Genomic DNA, 19,392 nt, shown 5'->3' with positions numbered 1-19,392 from the left:
TGTTGTTTAAAGAATTATACTTTAAACTATGGCTAAGTTTAGAAGAATTATTTTCCTTTGTCAACCAATATGCATAAATGATATTTCATATACAAAAAAGTATAGGTATGATGAATTAATCTCATCATACCTATACTTTTTCAGGTTTATTGTTAACCAAATATCTAAAATTATCGGTTATCAATAAATTAGATTATCAATTTTTTTAATCATTTACATCAGAATATTTCAATCCAATATATCAATGTTTGTCTATTAATTACAGCGACTTTAGTAAGTACACGAATTAACTTGCTAATCGAATATATTAATTTTTTATATCTGTTGTCAGTTCATTCTCAAGTGGTTTGTTCCCCCGTTTTTTATAAGTATATAAAACGGATGAAGCCCAACCTAAGAGTTGCCAAAAAATTACCGATACCTGATGACTAAACAAATCATGGTCAAACAAGCCGCTAACCGTTATGCCTACTACAACGGCACCGATACCATACTTCACGATGTTACTTATAGTTGCTTTCGGCAAACGCAAAGCATACACAGCATGGCCATATATTGCGACAAAATAGAAGAGTGCGCCGGGAATTCCTATTTCTGCCAACATATTTAAAAACATGTTATGGGCATGATAAATTATCACATCAGGGGCCTGAATGTAGTAATTATAATGTGGATATTCAAACCAGAAGGCATCCCAACCGATCCCCAGAATCGGATAATCCGCAATCATATAGGTTGTACTGTCCCATAAAGCCCAGCGCAACACAGCGGATGTATCGTTACCGTCGAACAGGGACCAAAGCCTTGATGCCACTTCCCCATGGTAGCCAAAAAGAACAATAGGGATTATTAATAACGATAAAAGCAAGCGCCGATCGATAGTCAGCCCCCAATACACCACAACACAGGCAAAGCTAAGCCATATGCCCCGCGAATAGGTTAGGGTCATACAAATCAGGAAAAACAATGCCATCAGCACCATCCAGGCCAATAAGCGCCAACGCTTTTCTTTAAGGCCTTGAAAAATTCCCGTTCCTACCATGGACAATACAATTAATAAATATTCACCGAATAAATTCGGATTTTGCAATGTAGCAAACATTCGCCGCTTCAAGAGCGGAAAATGCGCCGCATCCACCCACTGTTTTAATAATTCCATGGACGTCGTCATATATTGATAGACGCCAACCAAACAAACAATGAAGGCCGACCACATGAAAATACGCAAGAAAACACGCCACTGCTCGGGCTCGCGCAAATAGCGATAGGTGAGGAAATAAATACCGCCGTACATGCCTACATTATAAAGCCAGCTGGCCGTTGTCCACATCGGCCGAGCTGATCCGAGGGCTGATAATAAACTCCACCCCATAAAGCCCAACACGCACCACTGAAGCCACGATGCGGGTTTTGACAATGGTCTGTAACGCAAGGTATCCCAAACGCTGAGCAAAAGAGCAATAATGACCAGTGCATCCCCGAGCCACGGATGTAAAGGCATAACCAACACCACGGCATACAGGAGTCGTGTAATATAATGTTGCAACGGACGGCCCCCGTCAATAGATACTGCACCTGTCATTACTTCATCCTTTACTGAGCTTTTAACCACTCTTCTGCTTCACCTAAAATATACAAGGAACCGGCTACTACAATAATATCGCCGGCCTGGGTAGCGGCCATGGCTTTTTGCATGCCTTCACTGACAGTTTGAGCCGTCTGAGCTACACCCGGCACAAATTCAGCCAATTCTTCCGGTGTGGATGTGCGCGGCGTCGGAGCCGGCACCGTAATTACAGTATCGTAAGGGTTTACCAAATCCTCTACAACTGTTTTGACTTCTTTATCTTTTAAGACGGACAACACTACCGTTTTCTGTCTGTCTTTAAATACTTCTTCATACGTTAAGCGGAATGCTTCGGCACCGCCCGCATTATGGGCACCATCAAAAATAAAGGTACGGTCTAGTTTTTTGATGATTTCAAAACGGCCGGCCCAATGAGCCCGAGCCAAGCCTTCGCGCAACGTTTCCTCGCTGATTACTTCATCACGTTCCATTAAAACGCGAACGGCACGAAAGGCACAGGCCATATTAACAGCTTGATGAACGCCTACCATTTTGGTAAACAGCATATCTTTATGACCACTCTTATCTTCCAAGGTAATCATCTGACCATCTTCAGTGACAGTGCGACTGCTGATTGAAAAATCTTCGTTAAACACATACGCTTTAGAATTCAATTCTTTGGCTTTATCCTTAATAACAGCCAAGGCTTCCCCTTGAGCCGCCGTCACTACGGGAATTCCCGGTTTAATAATGCCCGCTTTATGGGTAGCAATTTCACGGAGGGTGTTACCGCAATACGCCTGATGGTCCATGGATACATTGGTGATTACGGATACTTCGGGGAAAATCACATTCGTTGAATCCAATAAACCGCCGAGGCCTACTTCGATGACTGCATAGTTAACCTGCTGTTCCATGAAGAACAAGAAAGCAGCTGCCGTCAATACTTCAAACTGAGTCGGTGATTCCGATCCTTTCGCTTCAATTTTAGCTACAGCGTCTTTTACTTTTGCAATCAATTCACCAAACGCTTCTTCGGTAATATTGCGACCATTTACCGCAATGCGTTCCGTATAACTGATTAAATGGGGTGATGTGAAACGACCGGAACGGTGTCCGCTGGTGGTGAGTACCGAATCGATATACACCGTAACGGAACCTTTACCGTTGGTCCCCGTCACATGGACGGTTTTGTAGGCCCGTTCAGGATGCCCCAATTCGTCCAATAACGCATGAATGCGTTCCAAACCGGGTTTGATGCCAAAGGATGCACAACTGTCTAAATAGGCCACTGCCTCTGCGTACGTCATGATTACCTCCTATAAGGTTTTAAGAAATTCTTCACGTTCAATAACAGCTTGTTGTTTTTGCTGATATTCAGCCAATTTGGCTTGTTCTTTTGCAACTACATCTGCCGGAGCCTTGGCCACGAAGCCCGGATTACCTAATTTACCTTCTAAACGAGCAATTTCCTTCTTAAGTGTTTCTTTTTCTTTTGTCAAACGTTCCCGTTCTTTGGTTACGTCGATTAAGTCTTTGAGTAAGAGATATACTTCAAGACCGTTAACTACCGTTACGGTAGCATTTTCAGGTTTCGCATCATCGGCACCCAAAATAGTTACCGATTCAGCCCAGCCCAAAGTCTTAAAGTAATCTTGATGTTCGCTTACCATGGTGCGGAGCGATTCATCAGTGACAGCTAAAATAACAGCGCTGCGTTTACCCATCGGTACATTCATTTCGGCGCGCATGTTACGAATCCCTTTAATGGCATCCATCATGATGTTCATTTGCGCAGCAGCGGTGCTCTGATCAGCGAACGGTAAAGCCGTTGGCCATGGAGCCACTACGATGCTTCCCCCTTCATGAGGGAGATGTTGCCAGATGTGTTCTGTAACAAATGGCATAAACGGATGCAACAATTCGAGCATATGACGCAAAATAGTTACCAATAAGTATTGAACTACCGCACGGTCACGACCGCCTTCTTTATTATAAAGACGCGGCTTAGCCAATTCGATAAACCAATCGCAATAGCTGTTCCAAATAAAGTCATAAACACCGGCAGCTGCTTCACCTAACTCAAATTTATCGAAATTATTGGTGATGGTGGCCACAGCATTATTGTAGGTATCAATAATCCAGCGATCTGCCAACGTAAAGTCTTCTTCACTAGGAACAAACTCAGGATCGTAATTATCTAAGTTCATTATAACAAATTTTGCGGCATTCCAAATCTTATTTGCAAAATTTCGATTAGCTTCTACGCGTTCCATGTAAAAACGCATATCATTCCCCGGTGTATTGCCGGTTACCAACGTAAAGCGAAGTGCATCGGCGCCGTATTCGTTGATTACATCAAGCGGATTAATACCGTTGCCTAAAGATTTACTCATTTTACGACCTTGGCTGTCGCGTACGAGACCATGAATGAATACATGTTTAAACGGAATTTCTTTTTCAAATTCAAGACCCATGAAAATCATGCGGGCTACCCAGAAGAAAATAATGTCATAACCGGTTACCATTACACTAGTCGGATACCAATGAGCCAATTCCTTGGTCTGTTCCGGCCAGCCCATAGTCGCAAACGGCCATAAAGCGGAGCTGAACCAAGTATCCAGTACGTCTTCTTCCTGATGAACATGACCGCCACATTTAGGACATTCCGTAACGTCATCTTTGGATACAATCACTTCACCGCAATCATCGCAATACCAAGCAGGAATGCGGTGACCCCACCATAACTGACGAGAAATACACCAGTCACGGATGTTTTCTAACCAATTAGTGTACGTTTTGGTGAAACGTTCCGGTACGAATTCGATGTCTTTATCTTTAACAACTTTTAAAGCAGGTTCGGCAAGGGGTGCCATTTTTACAAACCACTGTTTCGATACGAGCGGTTCTACGATGGTATTACAACGGGAGCAATGACCTACACTGTGTTCATGGTCTTCGATTTTGGCAAGGAGGCCCTGTTCTTTAAGTTCGGCTACTACTTGTTTACGAGCGGCTTCACGGGTCATGTCTTCAAAATGACCGGCTTCGCTGTTCATCGTCGCATCAAGATTCATAACTACGATAGATTCGAGGTTATGACGTTGACCCATTTCAAAGTCGTTAGGGTCATGAGCCGGTGTAATTTTTACACAGCCCGTACCAAAGCCTGGATCTACATAATCATCGGCAATTACCGGAATTTCACGATTTACGAATGGCAATAACAATGTTTTACCGATAATATCTTTATAACGATCATCTTCAGGGTTAACGGCTACGGCCACGTCACCGAACATAGTTTCCGGACGGGTTGTAGCAACCGTTACGAAGCGACCTTCTTCACCGACTACAGGATATTTGATGAACCATAAATGGCCTGCTTCATCACTGTGCTCAACTTCAATGTCACTAAGAACGGTATGACAACTAGGACACCAGTTGGCAATGCGTTCACCGCGATAAATAAGACCTTTTTCATATAAGCTTACGAATACTTCGCGAACAGCTTTGTAGTAGCCTTCGTCCAAGGTAAAGCGTTCACGGGTCCAGTCACAGGAAGCGCCTAAGCTGCGAATCTGTTTAACAATAGTGCTGCCATATTCTTCTTTCCATTGCCAAACACGTTTAACGAACTCTTCACGGCCAAGATCATAACGAGACTTGCCTTCTGTTTCTTTGAGGTTCTGTTCTACTTTTACCTGCGTAGCAATACCGGCATGGTCGGTACCCGGCATCCAAAGCACATTGTAGCCCTGCATACGTTTGAAGCGAATCAGAATATCCTGCAAGGTATTGTCGAGCGCATGCCCCATATGAAGTTGCCCCGTTACATTAGGCGGTGGCAATACGATACTGAACGGCTTTTTACTTTCATCTACTTCTTCGTGGAAGTATCCCTGTTTTTCCCAAAATTCATACCAATTCTGCTCAATTTCCCCCGGATTATAGGTTGTTAAATTCTTGAACTCACTCATCTCAAGTTCCTCCTCTATGATATAAAAAAAGCCCTCTCGTCCATTAGGACGAAAGGGCTTAACTTCCGCGGTACCACCTAGATTATTGCCGTTGCAATCACTCATTACCTCTAACGGGGTTAACCGGACAAAACTACACACAATCCAAAGATTGCTTCATCAAGTCAGCTCAAAGGCTACCCTCTTCCTTTCACGTACGTTGCTCGCACCTTACCAACGCTCTCTGCCACGCTATGAGAAGATTTTTCCTTATCTCAGCTTTGTTATACAAATATCAATTAATACGGCTGTAATCATACGGTAATCAGGCCCTACCTGATATACGAGAATTTAAACAACTGTATCTATACTCATAATATCTAAAAATGTCCAACCTGTCAATTTTTACTTACCGTTTCATCACCTTGGCTACCATCCAAAGACTTAGTTCATAAAGAATAATCATCGGCATGGCAATCATAGTCTGCGAAAACATATCCGGTGTCGGCGATATGAAGCCCCCTATAACAAAGGACAGGAAGATAAAGATTTTTCGTTTGGAGCGCAAAAAATCCGACGTAATCAGATTCAGTTTGGCCAAAATAATCATAACAATGGGCAATTCGAATATGAATCCGAAAGGTAGCACAAATGCTATGACAAAATCTAAGTATTGCCCGATAGAAAATAGGGGCTGCAATTCATCGGTGGCAAAACCAATGAAAAATTTAATGGCCACCGGTAATACCAAAGCATAAGAAAACACGATGCCAATAGCAAACAGCATAATCGCAAACGGTAAGAACCAATTGGTTAACTTTTTCTCTTGTTGTGTTAGTGCCGGAATAACAAAGACCCATATTTCATAGAGCCACACCGGTGAGGCTGCAATAACGCCGGCCACAAAAGCTACTTTCATATAGGTAAAAAAAGCTTCCGTCGGGCGCATATAGTACAACTTACCGGCCGGCGCCACAATCATGGCCAATATATCATCTACATAATAATAGGCGACACAAAAGCCCACCAAAATAGCGAGGACCGAAATAATTATCCGCTTACGCAGTTCACCCAGGTGACCTACTAAGGACATGGCTTTATTTTCAGCCATAATCTGCTCTTCCAGCGGTGTATACTGCGACTCAGTCGCAGCAAGATCAACAGTCGCTACATCACCGGATACAGCCTTCAACTCCTCAGCCGATGTTTCGTCATTTACTTCACCGCGGCGAATTCGTTCGGCTGCCTTTAGGCGTTCTTTTTGCGCCAAAACACTATTCAAGGAAGGCTTTCGTTTCGGGTCATTAAAATCACGTACCTGAAACGATTCCATATATTACACCTTTCTATCAGCCAATGAATCCAATACTTCATAAAGGACAGCTTTACCGGCAAAATCAGGCAAAGCCTCTAATGCTTCGTGAGCATCACGACGATAATCGGCTTCCAATGCTTCTGCATTGGCCACCCCGCCTTGAGCCGCCACATAAGCAATCAGTTCATCCGGCGCCTGACCGTCGGCAATAGCTTGCACGGCTTTAGTGACTTCCGCTTTATTGGCCTCGTTAATGACAGATAATAACGGATAGGTAATGAGACCTTCACGTAAGTCTTTGCCTACAGGTTTGCCCGTTGTTTCAGCGGTAGCAGCATAATCCATGATATCGTCGGTAATCTGGAATGCCATCCCCAGGCCATGACCGTATTGTTTTAATAAACGAATGTCGGTTTCCGACCATTTACCGAGAATGCCGCCCAATTCCAAACAAGCTTCTATAAAATCAGCCGTTTTCTTTTGGGTCTTCGTCAAATAACGTTCAATGCCCTGATCGAGACGATACACATCTTCCATCTGCATGAATTCCCCTTCCACCAAGGCGGAAATAATAAACGAAAAAACATGCAAACATGCTACCGAACCAATTTGTGCCACCACGTCAAACGCTTTGGCAAATAAGTAGTCACCGCTTAAAATGGCTACCTTATTGCCCTTACTGCAATGAATGGCTGTGGCGCCACGGCGCACGGCAGCCTGATCGAGTACATCATCATGAATCAATGTGGCTAAATGCAGCATTTCTACAGCTGCGGCAATACGGACACGATCCGCTTCCGATGCTTTACCGGCACCGGCTATAAGCAGACATAACCGAGCCCTTAAGCGTTTACCGCCGGCCGCCGAAATGGGGCGAATTAAGCGGTTAAAATCTTCAGAACCGGTTTGCAAGGACTCCGCCAAATAGGCTTCCACTTTTACGAGGTCTGCTTTTACTTGTTCAATTAATGCCAGTTCTTTTTCCAAACTCATTCGTCGACCCCCACAATCACTTGATTAATACGCTTTAACAACAATTCACGGCCCGTATGCTTAAGCGAGCTGTACGGAATAGCCGGTGCTTCACAAGGGAAATTCTCCTTAATAAAGCGCATGTTTTGTTGTCGTTCCTTACTGTTTAATTTATCAACCTTCGTCACCACAATTTGTAACGGTACCCCCGCCTCACGAAGCCAATTGAAGGCTTCTTGATCGATTGGTAATTCCGGATGACGGCCGTCTACCAACAAACAGAGCAACATCAGTCGTTCTGATTGTAAAATATAATCGGCAATAAAGGAAGACCATATATTTCGATTACTCTTATCAGTTTTTGCGTACCCATAACCCGGCAAATCCACCAAGAACCACTCATAACGGCGTTCTTCGGTTTCACTGATATCCTCTTTGGACGTAATTGTGAAAAAATTTATCGTCTTCGTTTTACCGGGCTGGCCGCTCACCAAGGCAAGGCCTCGGTGATTGCACAGCGAGTTAATCAAAGAAGATTTGCCCACATTGGAGCGCCCCAAGAAGGCCACTTCCACCGTATCCCCTTCCGGATATTGGTCGGGGCGTACGGCAGAAGCCACATATTTGGACGCAATAATACGAGGTCCTTGCGGCTCTTTACGGGTATATACAGGTTTTGGTTGTCTTGGTGTGTTTTTCTTCTGCTTCATCATTTTACAAATGCTCTTGCTAACACTTCATCCATTGTTTTTACCGGCGTAATTTTAAGGCCTTCAATAACAGATGTCGGCATCTCTTCAAGGTCCTTAATATTGCCTTGCGGAATCAATACTTCTTTAATACCGTAGCGTAAAGCTGCCAGTAATTTTTCTTTCAAACCGCCAATCGGCAAGACGCGACCGCGCAAAGTAATTTCGCCGGTCATAGCTAAATCGGAACGAACTTTACGGTTTGTTAAAGCCGATACAATAGCCAATGTCATGGTAATACCGGCCGACGGACCGTCTTTAGGGGTGGCCCCTTCCGGTAAATGTACATGTAAATCCATAGTTTTATGGAAGTCTGCCGGAATATCTAACTCCTTAGCATTATGACGAATGTAGGATAAGGCGGCTTGACCGGATTCCTGCATGACTTTGCCGAGGCTGCCGGTTAAGGACAACTTGCCGCTGCCGGGCATCGTAGTCGCTTCACAAGGAAGTACTACACCGCCCACGGATGTCCAAGCAAGGCCGCAAACGAGACCTACTTGAGCATTCTTCTCCCGTTCCTGTTCCAAATAGATTGGCGCACCCAAATAGTTGGACAAGTTTTTAACAGTTACACGCGGCGTTGCTTCCGAACCGTTGATAATTTCAAAAGCCAATTTGCGGAAAATCTTGGCAATCGTTTTTTCCAAAGTACGAACACCGGCTTCGCGAGTATATTCGGAAATTACTTTACGAAGTACCGCATCGGATAATTTCACATTATGACCGCTTAAACCGTTTTTCTTAATTTGTTTCGGTACCAAATAACGTTTAGCGATTTCCAATTTTTCATCTTCCATGTAGCTGGATAATTCAATCACTTCCATGCGGTCCATCAAAGGTGCCGGAATATTGCCCGGTACATTGGCCGTCGTAATCCAGAATACATCGGAGAAGTCAAACGGAATTTCAATAAAATGATCGCTGAACGTCTTGTTCTGCTCAGGATCGAGCACTTCCAATAATGCGGACGAAGGATCGCCTTTGTAGTCGGATGCCAATTTATCAATTTCATCCAACAAGAATACAGGATTTCTTGTACCGGCATTCTTAAGGCCCTGAATCATACGGCCCGGTAACGCGCCGATGTAGGTACGACGATGACCGCGGATTTCCGCTTCGTCACGAACGCCGCCTAAGGAAGCGCGGATAAATTTACGATTCATAGCTTTAGCAATAGATGTAGCCAAGGATGTTTTACCAACTCCCGGAGGTCCTACCAAGCAAAGAATAGAGCCACTCAAGGAATCGGATAATTTACGAACCGCCAAGAATTCCAAGATACGTTCCTTGACCTTTTTGAGGCCATAGTGATCATGGTCTAAAATTTTAGCCGCTTCGCCGATATCGAGACGGTCTTCGCTTACTTTATCCCAAGGTAGGGACAATACCCAATCGAGGTAATTGCGCAAAATATTCGCTTCCGGCATCATGGATGGCATGCGGCTGTAACGACTGATTTCTTTTTCAATACGTTCACGCACTTCGTCGGACACATTGATTTTCTTAAGCTGTTCACGCAATTCTTCCGCTTCTTCATCAGGATCGGATTTATCACCCAATTCATTGTGAATTACGCGGATTTTTTCACGCAAGAAATATTCTTTCTGCGCTTTTTCCATCTGTTGACGCACTTGGTTATTAATGGAGTTTTCCAAATCAGAGATTTGAAGTTCCATATTTAAGGCGCCTACAACCATATTTAAACGACGTAACACATTGAGTTCGCTCAAAAAGCTTTGACGCGTAACGAGTTCCGTCTGTAAGAATTGTACAATTTGGTCAGCCGTTTCGGATGCGTCGGTGCGCTCCATAACACGACGAATTTCATCTTCCGTAACAAGTTTGGTTTCTTCGGCCCATTTCAAGAAATTGGACTGAGCCAGACGACGATAAGCTTCAATTTCTACATGATCGTCATACTGGGAAACCAATGTTTCCATAGTGGCGCGATAATATACGCCACTTTCATCTATATCAACCACTTTAGCGCGGGCAATACCTTCAACTAAAATGCGAACCAAGCCCCCCGGCAAGCGTAGCATTTGTTTGATTTTGACGATGGTCCCTACTTCGGCAATATCCTTTTGTGTCGGGTTCTCCACTTCGTCATCTAATTGAGCGGATACGGCGAGCAAACGCTCATTAGCCATGGCTTCTTCAACGGCCCGAATGGATTTGTCACGACCGATGTCCAGTCGAACTTCTACTTTTGGGAACACTACCATACCGCGTAACGGTACTAAAGGCAGCGAAAAATTCGTCTCACTCATATAGGCTCCTTTTCAAGTTTATATTTACAAAAAGAAACTCATTCCAAAGGAAATGAGTTTCTTAGACTTACAATTAATTCATGCCCTTTACGGCAGACTCATTCTTGAGTATAGGTTCAGCTGTGCCTTTCACAGCATCACGGGTAATGATACAATCGGTAACACCCTTTTGCGAAGGAATATCATACATAACTTGCTTCATTACTTTCTCAATGATGGATCGTAATCCACGAGCTCCCGTATTACGCTTCATTGCTTCAGCCGCAATTTCCTCTAAAGCATCTTTCTCAAACGTTAAGGATACATCTTCCAAAGAGAGCATCTTTTCGTATTGTTTCGTTAATGCATTGCGAGGCTCTGTTAAAATGCGAATTAAGCCTTCCTTATCTAAAGGATCGAGCGTTACCATAACAGGCAAACGTCCGATAAATTCAGGAATCAGACCAAATTTCTGCAAATCTTCCGGAACAACTTCCTTCAAAATAGCAGATACGTCTTTTTCTTCCTGTTTTTGAATATCGGCACCAAATCCTAATGTCTTCTTAGCCGTGCGTTTAGAAATAACCTTTTCCAGGCCATCAAATGCACCGCCGCAAATGAACAATATATTCGTGGTGTCAATTTGGATTAATTCCTGGTGCGGATGTTTACGCCCACCTTGCGGTGGCACAGATGCAACCGTACCTTCCAATATTTTTAGCAATGCCTGCTGCACACCTTCACCGGATACATCGCGGGTGATGGACGGATTTTCAGATTTACGAGCAATCTTGTCAATCTCATCGATATACACAATGCCGCGCTCTGCTTTGGCCACATCATAATCAGCGGCCTGAATGAGTTTGAGCAAAATGTTCTCTACATCTTCACCTACATAACCGGCTTCGGTTAAGCTGGTAGCGTCAGCAATGGCAAACGGAACTTCCAGCATTTTTGCCAAAGTCTGTGCCAATAACGTCTTACCGCTACCGGTTGGTCCGATAAACAACACGTTGGCTTTCTGTAATTCTACATCATCCACGGTATTATTTACCTGCAACCGTTTATAGTGATTATAAACAGCAACGGCCAAGGAGACTTTAGCAGCCTCCTGACCAATTACATATTCATCCAAATAAGCCTTAATTTCATGAGGCGTAGGTACATGCTTTAATGAAAACCCTGCTTCATCACTATGACCAAGTTCCTCATCAATAATATTCTGACAAACTTCTACGCATTCGTCACAAATATATACATTAGGACCTGCCACTAATTTACGAACTTCGTCGCCGGTGCGCCCGCAGAAGCTACAACGCAACGTTTCTTTTTCGTCTTTTTTCAAGCTGAGTCCTCCTAATTACTTGTCTGTTGCTACAGGACGAGTCAATACCTCATCAATTAAACCGTATTTCACAGCATCTTCGGCACTCATGAAGTTGTCGCGATCCGTATCACGGGCGATAACATCAATCGGCTGCCCACTGTGAGATGCCAATAAGCCATTCAATTCTTCACGCATACGCAAAATTTCACGAGCATGAATTTCAATTTCAGAAGCCTGACCTTGTACGCCGCCAAGCGGTTGGTGAATCATCACGCGGGCATGTGGCAATGCATAACGCTTAGCTTTAGCACCGGCTGTCAATAATACAGCACCCATGCTGGCTGCGGAACCTACACAAATGGTAGATACATCCGGCTTAATATACTGCATTGTATCATAAATCGCCATGCCGGCAGTTACTACACCACCGGGGCTGTTAATGTACAAATGAATGTCTTTATCAGGGTCTTCCGCTTCCAAGAACAGTAATTGTGCAATGACAAGGTTAGCCACATCATCATTGATAGGGCCGCCCAAGAAGACAATTCTGTCTTTTAACAAGCGAGAATAAATATCATAGGAACGTTCGCCACGTCCGCTTTGTTCTACAACGATTGGTACATACATAAAATTTTACCTCATGGGTCCATGTACCTATATAGCCCGTGGATTATTTTTCCTCGGATTCTGCGCCTTTAGCCTGTTCGATAATTAAACGAGCGGCTTTTTTACGAGCTACAGAATTTCTCAACATAGCTACACGGCCTTCTTTAACAATAATATTCATAACTTCTTTAGGATCTGCCCCGAATTGTTGAGCCATCATGTAGATTTCCATGTTCATATCTTCTGGTTTTACTTCTACATTTTCAGCTTTAGCAATGGCTTCCAATACTAAATCGGCGCGAACGTTTTCAGCTGCATTAGCTTTGTATTCTTCGCGAAGGCTTTCCATAGTTTTGTTGGAGAATTTCAAGTAGTCTTCCAATTTCAAGCCACGGCTTTCCAAATTCATAGCCATTTCTTGAATCATCTGTTCAACGCGATCGTCAACCATGATTTCAGGAATATCTACGGATGCGTTTTTAACTGCTTGTTCAATAATAGCAGCATTGTAAGCATCGATAGCACGATGTGCAGCGTCTTCTTCCATGTTTTTGCGAAGATCCGCTTTTAATTCTTCCATAGTTTCATAAGAGCTGGCTTCTTTAGCAAATTCGTCGTTCAATTCAGGTAATTCTTTGCGTTTAATATCGTGAACATGAACTTTGAATACAGCTTCTTTGTTAGCCAATTCTTTTACAAAGTAATCTTCAGGGAAGGTTACCTTAACTTCTACATCATCGCCGGCTGCGTGACCGATCAATTGGTCTTCAAAACCCGGGATGAAGCTGCCGGAACCGATTTGAAGCGGGTAGGATTTACCTTCGCCACCGTCAAAAGGTTTGCCGTCGATAGAACCGGCAAAGTCGATAACAGCAAAGTCATCTTTCTGTAATTTAGCATCTGCATCAGCTACTACCATTTTAGCTTGCTGGTTGCGGATATTATCTAACTGTTCCTGAATCTGTTCATCAGTTACCGTAGCATCCTGTTTTTCAGCTTCAAGGCCTTTGTATTCGCCAAGAGTAACTTCAGGGCGTTTAGTAAGAGTTGCTTTGAATACTAAATCTTTACCTTCTTCAAACGTTACGCGTTCGATTTCAGGTTCACTTACAGGAATGATTTCATTAGCAGTCAAAGCTTCTTGGTAAGCGCGACCGGCAATTACGTCAAAAGCTTCTTCCAAAATAGCTTCTTTGCCGAAGTTCATTTCTAAAATACGGCGAGGTGCTTTACCTTTACGGAAGCCCGGAATATTTACCTGGCCGGCAATGCGTTTTACAGCTTGCTGAATACCTTTGGTTACGTCTTTAGCAGGTACTTCGATTGTTAAGGTTACCTTATGTTGATCAACAGGGGTTACAGTTGCATTCATGAAAATATGTCCTCCTTGAGGGCTAAATGCCCAAAATTTCTGTTTTATAATATTGCATTCCTTATCTTATCATAAAATTTGAATGTATGCAATTTTATGTGATAAAAGTAGCGATTTTATTTTAATTTTCTTTCGCAATCAATTCCATTACATCGCGACGACTGAATACGCCCACTACCGTGTTAGTTTCATCAACTACGGGCACGGTCTTCAAATGTTTTTCCAGCATAGTGGCCACTACACCTTCCACTTCATCTTTTGGCGAGCACGTAATAACTTCGGTAGTCATTAATTCTTCTACATGAGCGGCCAAGAGTTTCTTGAACTGTGCATTGTATTCGCCAATGCCACTGTAATAGATGCTGGCGCCCAAAACATTGACATAGTGCGGTGCATGAGGGCGAATCTTTTTATAAAGTAAATCCCCTTCTGTGATGATGCCGATTAATTTATTATCTTCATCCACTACGGTCAAAGCGGCTACCTGATATTTAACAAGCAACTTAGCTGCTTCATTGATTGACAACTCTTTACTGATTGTTGCGGGATATTTGTTCATAGCTTCAGCGATTAACATAGGATTACCTCCCTCACTATAAAATTTACTATTAGTGCTGAATGTAAAAACATCGAATTCTAAGGCTGATTGTAAAAACTTTAAATCATTTATTCCATAATTCTTAATTCTGCACTAATCGCAATTACAACTTATATATATCTTTGACAATATACTCGTAAAATCCTGCTTTATAATTTATTTTTATCTTTATTTAGTGCAAAACAATTCTTTATTTTAGTACAAAACAACTCTTTATTTTAGTACAAAATAAGCAATCACTGCCAACACAATAACGGCAAATACAATGACAACCTGCCAGCCGCGACGATTGCCACCCTCACCGCCTTCGTCGACGCCGATTAAATTGCCGTCCTCATCATAACGATTGCGGTACTGCCCTTCCAAGTCGTCATAGTCTCTTACATCTTCCACCTGTTTCTTATAGCGTCGCGCCGCAACCTGCCTGGCACGCTCCTGCACATCAAGTTCCATCTGACTTACTTGAAGTGTGGTAAGATCCTTTTTCAAAGACTCCAAAAGGCCGCTGATGAATACGAGACGCCCTTCCAGAATTTTATTTACATCAAAGGATCGTTGGAGCCATGACTGATAAGCTACCTTCAATACCTTATGATTTGCATCGCCCGCCGTACCTTCTGTTTTGATGAGGCTCGCCGTTTTGCTTTCATTTGCCAAGGCGTCCAAAAAGGTCTGTGCATAGCGACTGAACTCGACCAATAACTTCGTCAAATCGCCGCTTTGCATGCCCAACTCTTCTTTGCGATGCATAATGTATTGCGGTGTAAAATTGCCTTTTTCCAACTTTTGAATGGACATAGCCGCATCAGCGTAGGCCCCTAAGGTTGAATTCACTATGCGGGTTGTATTTGCAACCTCTTCCAACGTTTTTTGCAAAAAATCATTCCGTTCTTTCAGCTCCGCCGCAACCGCTACCTGCATATCAAGAGCGGCTACAGCTTCGGCCAATACAGCGGCCTGTTGCTGCAATAAGGCCAAATTATTGTGAATGATTGTCTGCGCCGTCTTAGCGGCCTCAATATAGGTTCTATAAAATCCGTCACTGCCCTCGTTCTGTTGCACCTGCCAGAGCGTTTCCAGACTCGGCATGCCACTGAAATTGGCATTTGCTTCATTATTCGTTGTATCTACTTTATCTGTCACTCTATTACCTCCATCTGCTCCCTTACCAATGATAAGGTTCATGACGATTAATTTTACAAGCGCGGTAAATCTGTTCTACCAATAAGAGCCGCACCATTTGATGGGTGAAGGTCATGGGGCTGAAAGATAATCTTAAATCGGCTCGCGACCTAAGCCCTTCCGACACCCCAAAGGCACCACCGATGATAAAAGTCATCTCACTGATACCTTGCACTTCCAAGTCGGCAATCTTTTCTGCCAAGGCCTCCGACGACATGGTTTTGCCCTTCACGTCCAGTAAAACGACAAAGCTCTTCGGGTCTATTTGTTTGAGCAATCGTTCCCCTTCCTCCGCCACAATAGCCTGACGTTTGCTATCATCGGCACTGGGCAATTTACTCTCGTTCAATTCCGTAATTGTCACACCGCCATATACCGTAAGGCGTTTCACAAATTCGGCCACCCCATCGCGCAGATAAGCGGTTTTAAGCTTGCCTACGGCTAATACGGTAAATTTCATAACTCAGATTCCACCTGCCTCCCCGTAATTTTATTAATTCGTTGAATCCGGCAATGTGCCAAGAGTAATGGACACCGTGTGTTCAGCACCATTGCTGAGCACCGTAAGATCCAACGATTCGCCCGGTTTATGATTATCTAAAATTTGTTTCAACTGCATTAAGTTGGTAATAGATTTCTCACCTACCGCTGTGATGATATCACCTTCATTGATATCGCTGTTAGCGGCCGGTCCGTCGCTATAAACGCGCGCTACCAATAAACCGTCTGTTTTAAGTTGTAAGCCGTATTTCGCCGCATTTTGTTTATCCAAAAGGCCTAACCCCAAATACGCACGAACTACTTTACCTTTTTCAATCAGTTCTTTAACAATCGGTTTTACTTCATTGATAGGAATAGAGAAACCCATGCCTTCAATACCGGTCTGCGAAATTTTAGCACTGTTAATGCCCACAACGTCGCCATCTGCATTAACGAGCACACCGCCGGAATTCCCCGGATTAATCGCCGCATCCGTTTGAATAAGCGGGAATCGTTGCGATTCCATATTGATTGTCCGATGCAAAGCACTGATAACACCGGCCGTAACAGTTCCTTGGAATTCTAAGCCTAACGGATTACCGATGGCGATAGCCGGTTCACCAACCTGCAATTGGTCAGAATCACCCAAAGTAGCTACCGGCATATTTTCGGTCGGGTCAATTTTAACAACCGCTAAGTCGGTCAACGGATCGACACCCACAATGGTACCGGGTTGTGAAGAACCATCACTTAAGGACACAGTAACCTTGCGATTATTCGCCTGCGCCACTACGTGATAATTAGTTACGATGTAGCCCGCTTTATCGATAATAACCCCGGAGCCTACGCCTTCACCAACCAATACTTGTTGGTCAAAAATATTACGATCATACACTTTAGTGGTAATGCCTACCACAGCCGGTCCTGCCTTCTTAACCGCCGACACTATCGCCGTATTGCGGTTATCGGAAAGGGGTACCGATTTTTTAGTACCATCGGCATTGACCGCCGTAGTTTCCTGGGTGATACTCTTAGTGTTACCAAAAAAATTACCCGTCAAATAACCGCCTACAGTACCCGCAATAATGAGCACTACAGCTAACAGAATAAATAAGCCTCTTCTTTTGTTATCCATAATAAACCTCCTGACTTAAGAATCAGCTACGCACGGATCGTTACCATTTCTTTCGGTTGACCGTGAAAAATTGTTATATCCTGCTTCATTATAAGCCCTTCCGCCGTTAATGCCGTGGTCACCGTGTCGGTTACTACAGCTTGTTCATTATTCTTTTCGGAGCGATGAGCCATAACTACTTGCAAATGTTCGGGACGCTTCATCATGAGTAATGCTTGCGCCGCGTGTTCATTACTTAAATGGCCGTAAGGACCGGCTACACGTTTTTTCAAATCAAAAGGATACGGGCCGTACTTGAGCATTTGCGGATCGTAATTTGCTTCTAAAACCAACAAATCACTTTCATCCATGTTTTTTAACATAGTGTCATCCACCAGCCCCGTATCGGTCATAAAGGTCAATTTATGCTTACCGTTATAACAACTGAGCCCCATAGGATCCGCCGCATCATGACTGGTACGGAACGTTTCTATTTGTAAATCACCGATGGTGAAATTATTCTTCGTCAAAACGCAAAAGGCCTTGGTGTCAAGGTTCTTACGATTTACGAGTTCACGCATCGTACCCGCTCTGGTATAGACAGGCACATTGCACTGTTTGAGTAATTGCGGCAGTCCCGCCATATGGTCGGTGTGCTCATGAGTAATGCAGATAGCACTTAATTTATCGAGACCTAAACCTACCGCTTTAAGGCCGTTGGTGATACGCCGGGCACTGATGCCGGCATCTACCAAAATTGTGGTATTTTTGTAGGTTATTAGCGTTGCATTACCTTGACTGCCACTGGCCAACACATGTACGGCAAACGGAGCTTCCGAAGACTCTAAAGTTTCGTAAGCCGCCGCTATAGCACGGGCTCGATCCGTCATTAAATTTGTCACTTCTTTGTCTTCCAAAATAACTCCTTCTTACTTCTTACTTCTTACTTCTTACTTTTCCTTATTTTATATCTTAATTCCCTTACTTTCGCTTTGTTGCTTTGTCGGTATTACTGTTTCACTTCACGATTCAAATTACCGCTCTTGAAGCTTTGTAAATCGACACTCACATAGGTGAAGCCGAATTCTTCAAACGCTTTACGAATCGCTTCACGCCGTTCATCATCGGCAAAAATCTGAAAATCTTCACGACTTACTTCAATGCGTGCCATACCTTCATGGTATCGCACCCGCAAAGGACCGTCAATGAATTGATGCAAATACTTTTCGCCTTTTTCAATCATCGTCAACGCTTCGCCGGTAATCTCATGATTGTAAGGAATACGCGTAGCCAAGCATGGCGAACTTGGTTTATCCCATACTTCTAAGCCCCAAGCCTTCGCTACGGCGCGAATATCATCCTTGGTAAAGCCGTTTTCCAACAAAGGACTGCGAACGGTGCCAAGCTCTTCCAAAACGCGCATACCGGGGCGATAGTCTTTTTTATCATCCAAATTACCACCGTCAAGCACGCCGTTAATCCCCTGTTCTTTAGCCCAGTCGATTAACTTCTGAAAACGATTTTTTTTGCAATAATAACAACGGTCCGGATCGTTGCGCGTAAAATCGGGCATCTCCAATTCGTTAATTTCCACTACCGTATGCTTGATACCTATAGCCTTGGCAAAGCGTTTGGCATCTTCAATTTCTTCCTCCGGTAAGGTTGGCGAACTCACTGTAAACGCCTGTGCGTTATCGCCCAATACTTTATGGGCCACCGCCGCTAAAAAGGTACTGTCTACACCGCCGGAAAACGCCACTACAGCGCTCCCCATACGCTGTAAAGCAGCTTCCAAGGCAGACAGTTTAGTCTGCAATTCAGTATTCAACTCACTTGAACTCATTTTTTGTCTCTCTTTCTCTTTGTATAAAACAGTTGGTGCACGTCATAAACAAACTGTTC

16 protein-coding genes and 1 other annotated feature are annotated in these 19,392 nt (G+C 43.6%); all 16 genes read right to left on the bottom strand.

What is annotated here, in order from left to right; translation table 11 throughout:
• Positions 1 to 307: 307 nt before the first annotated feature.
• The gene (locus MXE28_RS01335; RefSeq protein WP_021841707.1) at positions 308 to 1,582 is read right to left on the bottom strand and encodes an O-antigen ligase family protein; all 1,275 of its coding nucleotides are present in this window, start codon (positions 1,580 to 1,582) and stop codon (positions 308 to 310) included.
• An 11-nt stretch (positions 1,583 to 1,593) separates the two neighbouring features.
• Positions 1,594 to 2,877: a folylpolyglutamate synthase/dihydrofolate synthase family protein gene (locus MXE28_RS01330; RefSeq protein WP_021841708.1), complete on the bottom strand. Its 1,284-nt coding sequence runs from the start codon at positions 2,875 to 2,877 to the stop codon at positions 1,594 to 1,596.
• A gap of 9 nt (positions 2,878 to 2,886) precedes the next feature.
• Positions 2,887 to 5,544 carry a valine--tRNA ligase gene (locus MXE28_RS01325; RefSeq protein ID WP_247239728.1) on the bottom strand — a complete coding sequence of 886 codons (2,658 nt, stop codon included), beginning with the start codon at positions 5,542 to 5,544 and terminating at the stop codon, positions 2,887 to 2,889.
• Positions 5,545 to 5,585: 41 nt separating this feature from the next.
• Positions 5,586 to 5,809, bottom strand: a binding site (T-box leader).
• A 123-nt stretch (positions 5,810 to 5,932) separates the two neighbouring features.
• Entirely contained in the window at positions 5,933 to 6,856 is a 924-nt protein-coding gene (tatC, locus tag MXE28_RS01320; RefSeq protein ID WP_021841710.1) for a twin-arginine translocase subunit TatC, read from the bottom strand.
• A gap of 3 nt (positions 6,857 to 6,859) precedes the next feature.
• A complete protein-coding gene (locus MXE28_RS01315) occupies positions 6,860 to 7,831 on the bottom strand; it encodes a polyprenyl synthetase family protein (RefSeq protein ID WP_226973971.1) in 972 nt (323 codons plus the stop codon).
• A complete protein-coding gene (gene yihA, locus MXE28_RS01310) occupies positions 7,828 to 8,523 on the bottom strand; it encodes a ribosome biogenesis GTP-binding protein YihA/YsxC (protein ID WP_127059189.1) in 696 nt (231 codons plus the stop codon). Before yihA ends, MXE28_RS01315 begins: the two co-directional genes overlap by 4 nt.
• Positions 8,520 to 10,832, bottom strand: a complete 2,313-nt coding sequence (gene lon / locus MXE28_RS01305; protein ID WP_021841713.1) for an endopeptidase La — start codon at positions 10,830 to 10,832, stop codon at positions 8,520 to 8,522. The genes yihA and lon overlap by 4 nt, the downstream gene beginning before the upstream one ends.
• A 73-nt stretch (positions 10,833 to 10,905) precedes the next feature.
• On the bottom strand, positions 10,906 to 12,156 hold the full coding sequence (clpX, locus tag MXE28_RS01300; RefSeq protein WP_021841714.1) for an ATP-dependent Clp protease ATP-binding subunit ClpX: 1,251 nt from the start codon (positions 12,154 to 12,156) through the stop codon (positions 10,906 to 10,908).
• 15 nt (positions 12,157 to 12,171) lie between these two features.
• Positions 12,172 to 12,765 (bottom strand): ATP-dependent Clp endopeptidase proteolytic subunit ClpP, encoded by a 594-nt coding sequence (gene clpP / locus MXE28_RS01295; protein ID WP_021841715.1) that lies wholly within the window; start codon positions 12,763 to 12,765, stop codon positions 12,172 to 12,174.
• 43 nt (positions 12,766 to 12,808) lie between these two features.
• Complete coding sequence (tig, locus tag MXE28_RS01290) at positions 12,809 to 14,116, bottom strand: trigger factor (protein ID WP_021841716.1); 1,308 nt, start codon at positions 14,114 to 14,116, stop codon at positions 12,809 to 12,811.
• 121 nt (positions 14,117 to 14,237) lie between these two features.
• Entirely contained in the window at positions 14,238 to 14,693 is a 456-nt protein-coding gene (locus MXE28_RS01285; RefSeq protein WP_021841717.1) for a CBS domain-containing protein, read from the bottom strand.
• Between the two features lie 234 nt (positions 14,694 to 14,927).
• The gene (locus MXE28_RS01280) at positions 14,928 to 15,857 is read right to left on the bottom strand and encodes a hypothetical protein (RefSeq protein ID WP_021841718.1); all 930 of its coding nucleotides are present in this window, start codon (positions 15,855 to 15,857) and stop codon (positions 14,928 to 14,930) included.
• 22 nt (positions 15,858 to 15,879) lie between these two features.
• Positions 15,880 to 16,356 carry a 23S rRNA (pseudouridine(1915)-N(3))-methyltransferase RlmH gene (rlmH, locus tag MXE28_RS01275; RefSeq protein ID WP_247239727.1) on the bottom strand — a complete coding sequence of 159 codons (477 nt, stop codon included), beginning with the start codon at positions 16,354 to 16,356 and terminating at the stop codon, positions 15,880 to 15,882.
• Positions 16,357 to 16,389: 33 nt separating this feature from the next.
• Entirely contained in the window at positions 16,390 to 17,511 is a 1,122-nt protein-coding gene (locus MXE28_RS01270; RefSeq protein ID WP_021841720.1) for a trypsin-like peptidase domain-containing protein, read from the bottom strand.
• Between the two features lie 26 nt (positions 17,512 to 17,537).
• A complete protein-coding gene (locus MXE28_RS01265) occupies positions 17,538 to 18,407 on the bottom strand; it encodes an MBL fold metallo-hydrolase (RefSeq protein WP_021841721.1) in 870 nt (289 codons plus the stop codon).
• 92 nt (positions 18,408 to 18,499) lie between these two features.
• Entirely contained in the window at positions 18,500 to 19,333 is an 834-nt protein-coding gene (larE, locus tag MXE28_RS01260) for an ATP-dependent sacrificial sulfur transferase LarE (RefSeq protein WP_156704661.1), read from the bottom strand.
• Positions 19,334 to 19,392: the final 59 nt, after the last annotated feature.

It is taken from the genome of Veillonella sp. KGMB01456 (assembly GCF_023051165.1).
Taxonomy (GTDB): domain Bacteria; phylum Bacillota; class Negativicutes; order Veillonellales; family Veillonellaceae; genus Veillonella_A.
The sequence above is the reverse complement of the archived record's forward strand: the minus strand, read 5'-3'. Positions and strand labels throughout refer to the sequence as shown.

Coding starts and splice junctions, on each gene's coding strand:
- MXE28_RS01335 (WP_021841707.1), bottom strand. CDS start 1,582: ATGACAGGTGCAGTATCTATTGACGGGGGCCGTCCGTTGCAACATTAT.
- MXE28_RS01330 (WP_021841708.1), bottom strand. CDS start 2,877: ATGACGTACGCAGAGGCAGTGGCCTATTTAGACAGTTGTGCATCCTTT.
- MXE28_RS01325 (WP_247239728.1), bottom strand. CDS start 5,544: ATGAGTGAGTTCAAGAATTTAACAACCTATAATCCGGGGGAAATTGAG.
- tatC (WP_021841710.1), bottom strand. CDS start 6,856: ATGGAATCGTTTCAGGTACGTGATTTTAATGACCCGAAACGAAAGCCT.
- MXE28_RS01315 (WP_226973971.1), bottom strand. CDS start 7,831: ATGAGTTTGGAAAAAGAACTGGCATTAATTGAACAAGTAAAAGCAGAC.
- yihA (WP_127059189.1), bottom strand. CDS start 8,523: ATGATGAAGCAGAAGAAAAACACACCAAGACAACCAAAACCTGTATAT.
- lon (WP_021841713.1), bottom strand. CDS start 10,832: ATGAGTGAGACGAATTTTTCGCTGCCTTTAGTACCGTTACGCGGTATG.
- clpP (WP_021841715.1), bottom strand. CDS start 12,765: ATGTATGTACCAATCGTTGTAGAACAAAGCGGACGTGGCGAACGTTCC.
- tig (WP_021841716.1), bottom strand. CDS start 14,116: ATGAATGCAACTGTAACCCCTGTTGATCAACATAAGGTAACCTTAACA.
- MXE28_RS01285 (WP_021841717.1), bottom strand. CDS start 14,693: ATGTTAATCGCTGAAGCTATGAACAAATATCCCGCAACAATCAGTAAA.
- rlmH (WP_247239727.1), bottom strand. CDS start 16,356: ATGAAATTTACCGTATTAGCCGTAGGCAAGCTTAAAACCGCTTATCTG.
- MXE28_RS01270 (WP_021841720.1), bottom strand. CDS start 17,511: ATGGATAACAAAAGAAGAGGCTTATTTATTCTGTTAGCTGTAGTGCTC.
- larE (WP_156704661.1), bottom strand. CDS start 19,333: ATGAGTTCAAGTGAGTTGAATACTGAATTGCAGACTAAACTGTCTGCC.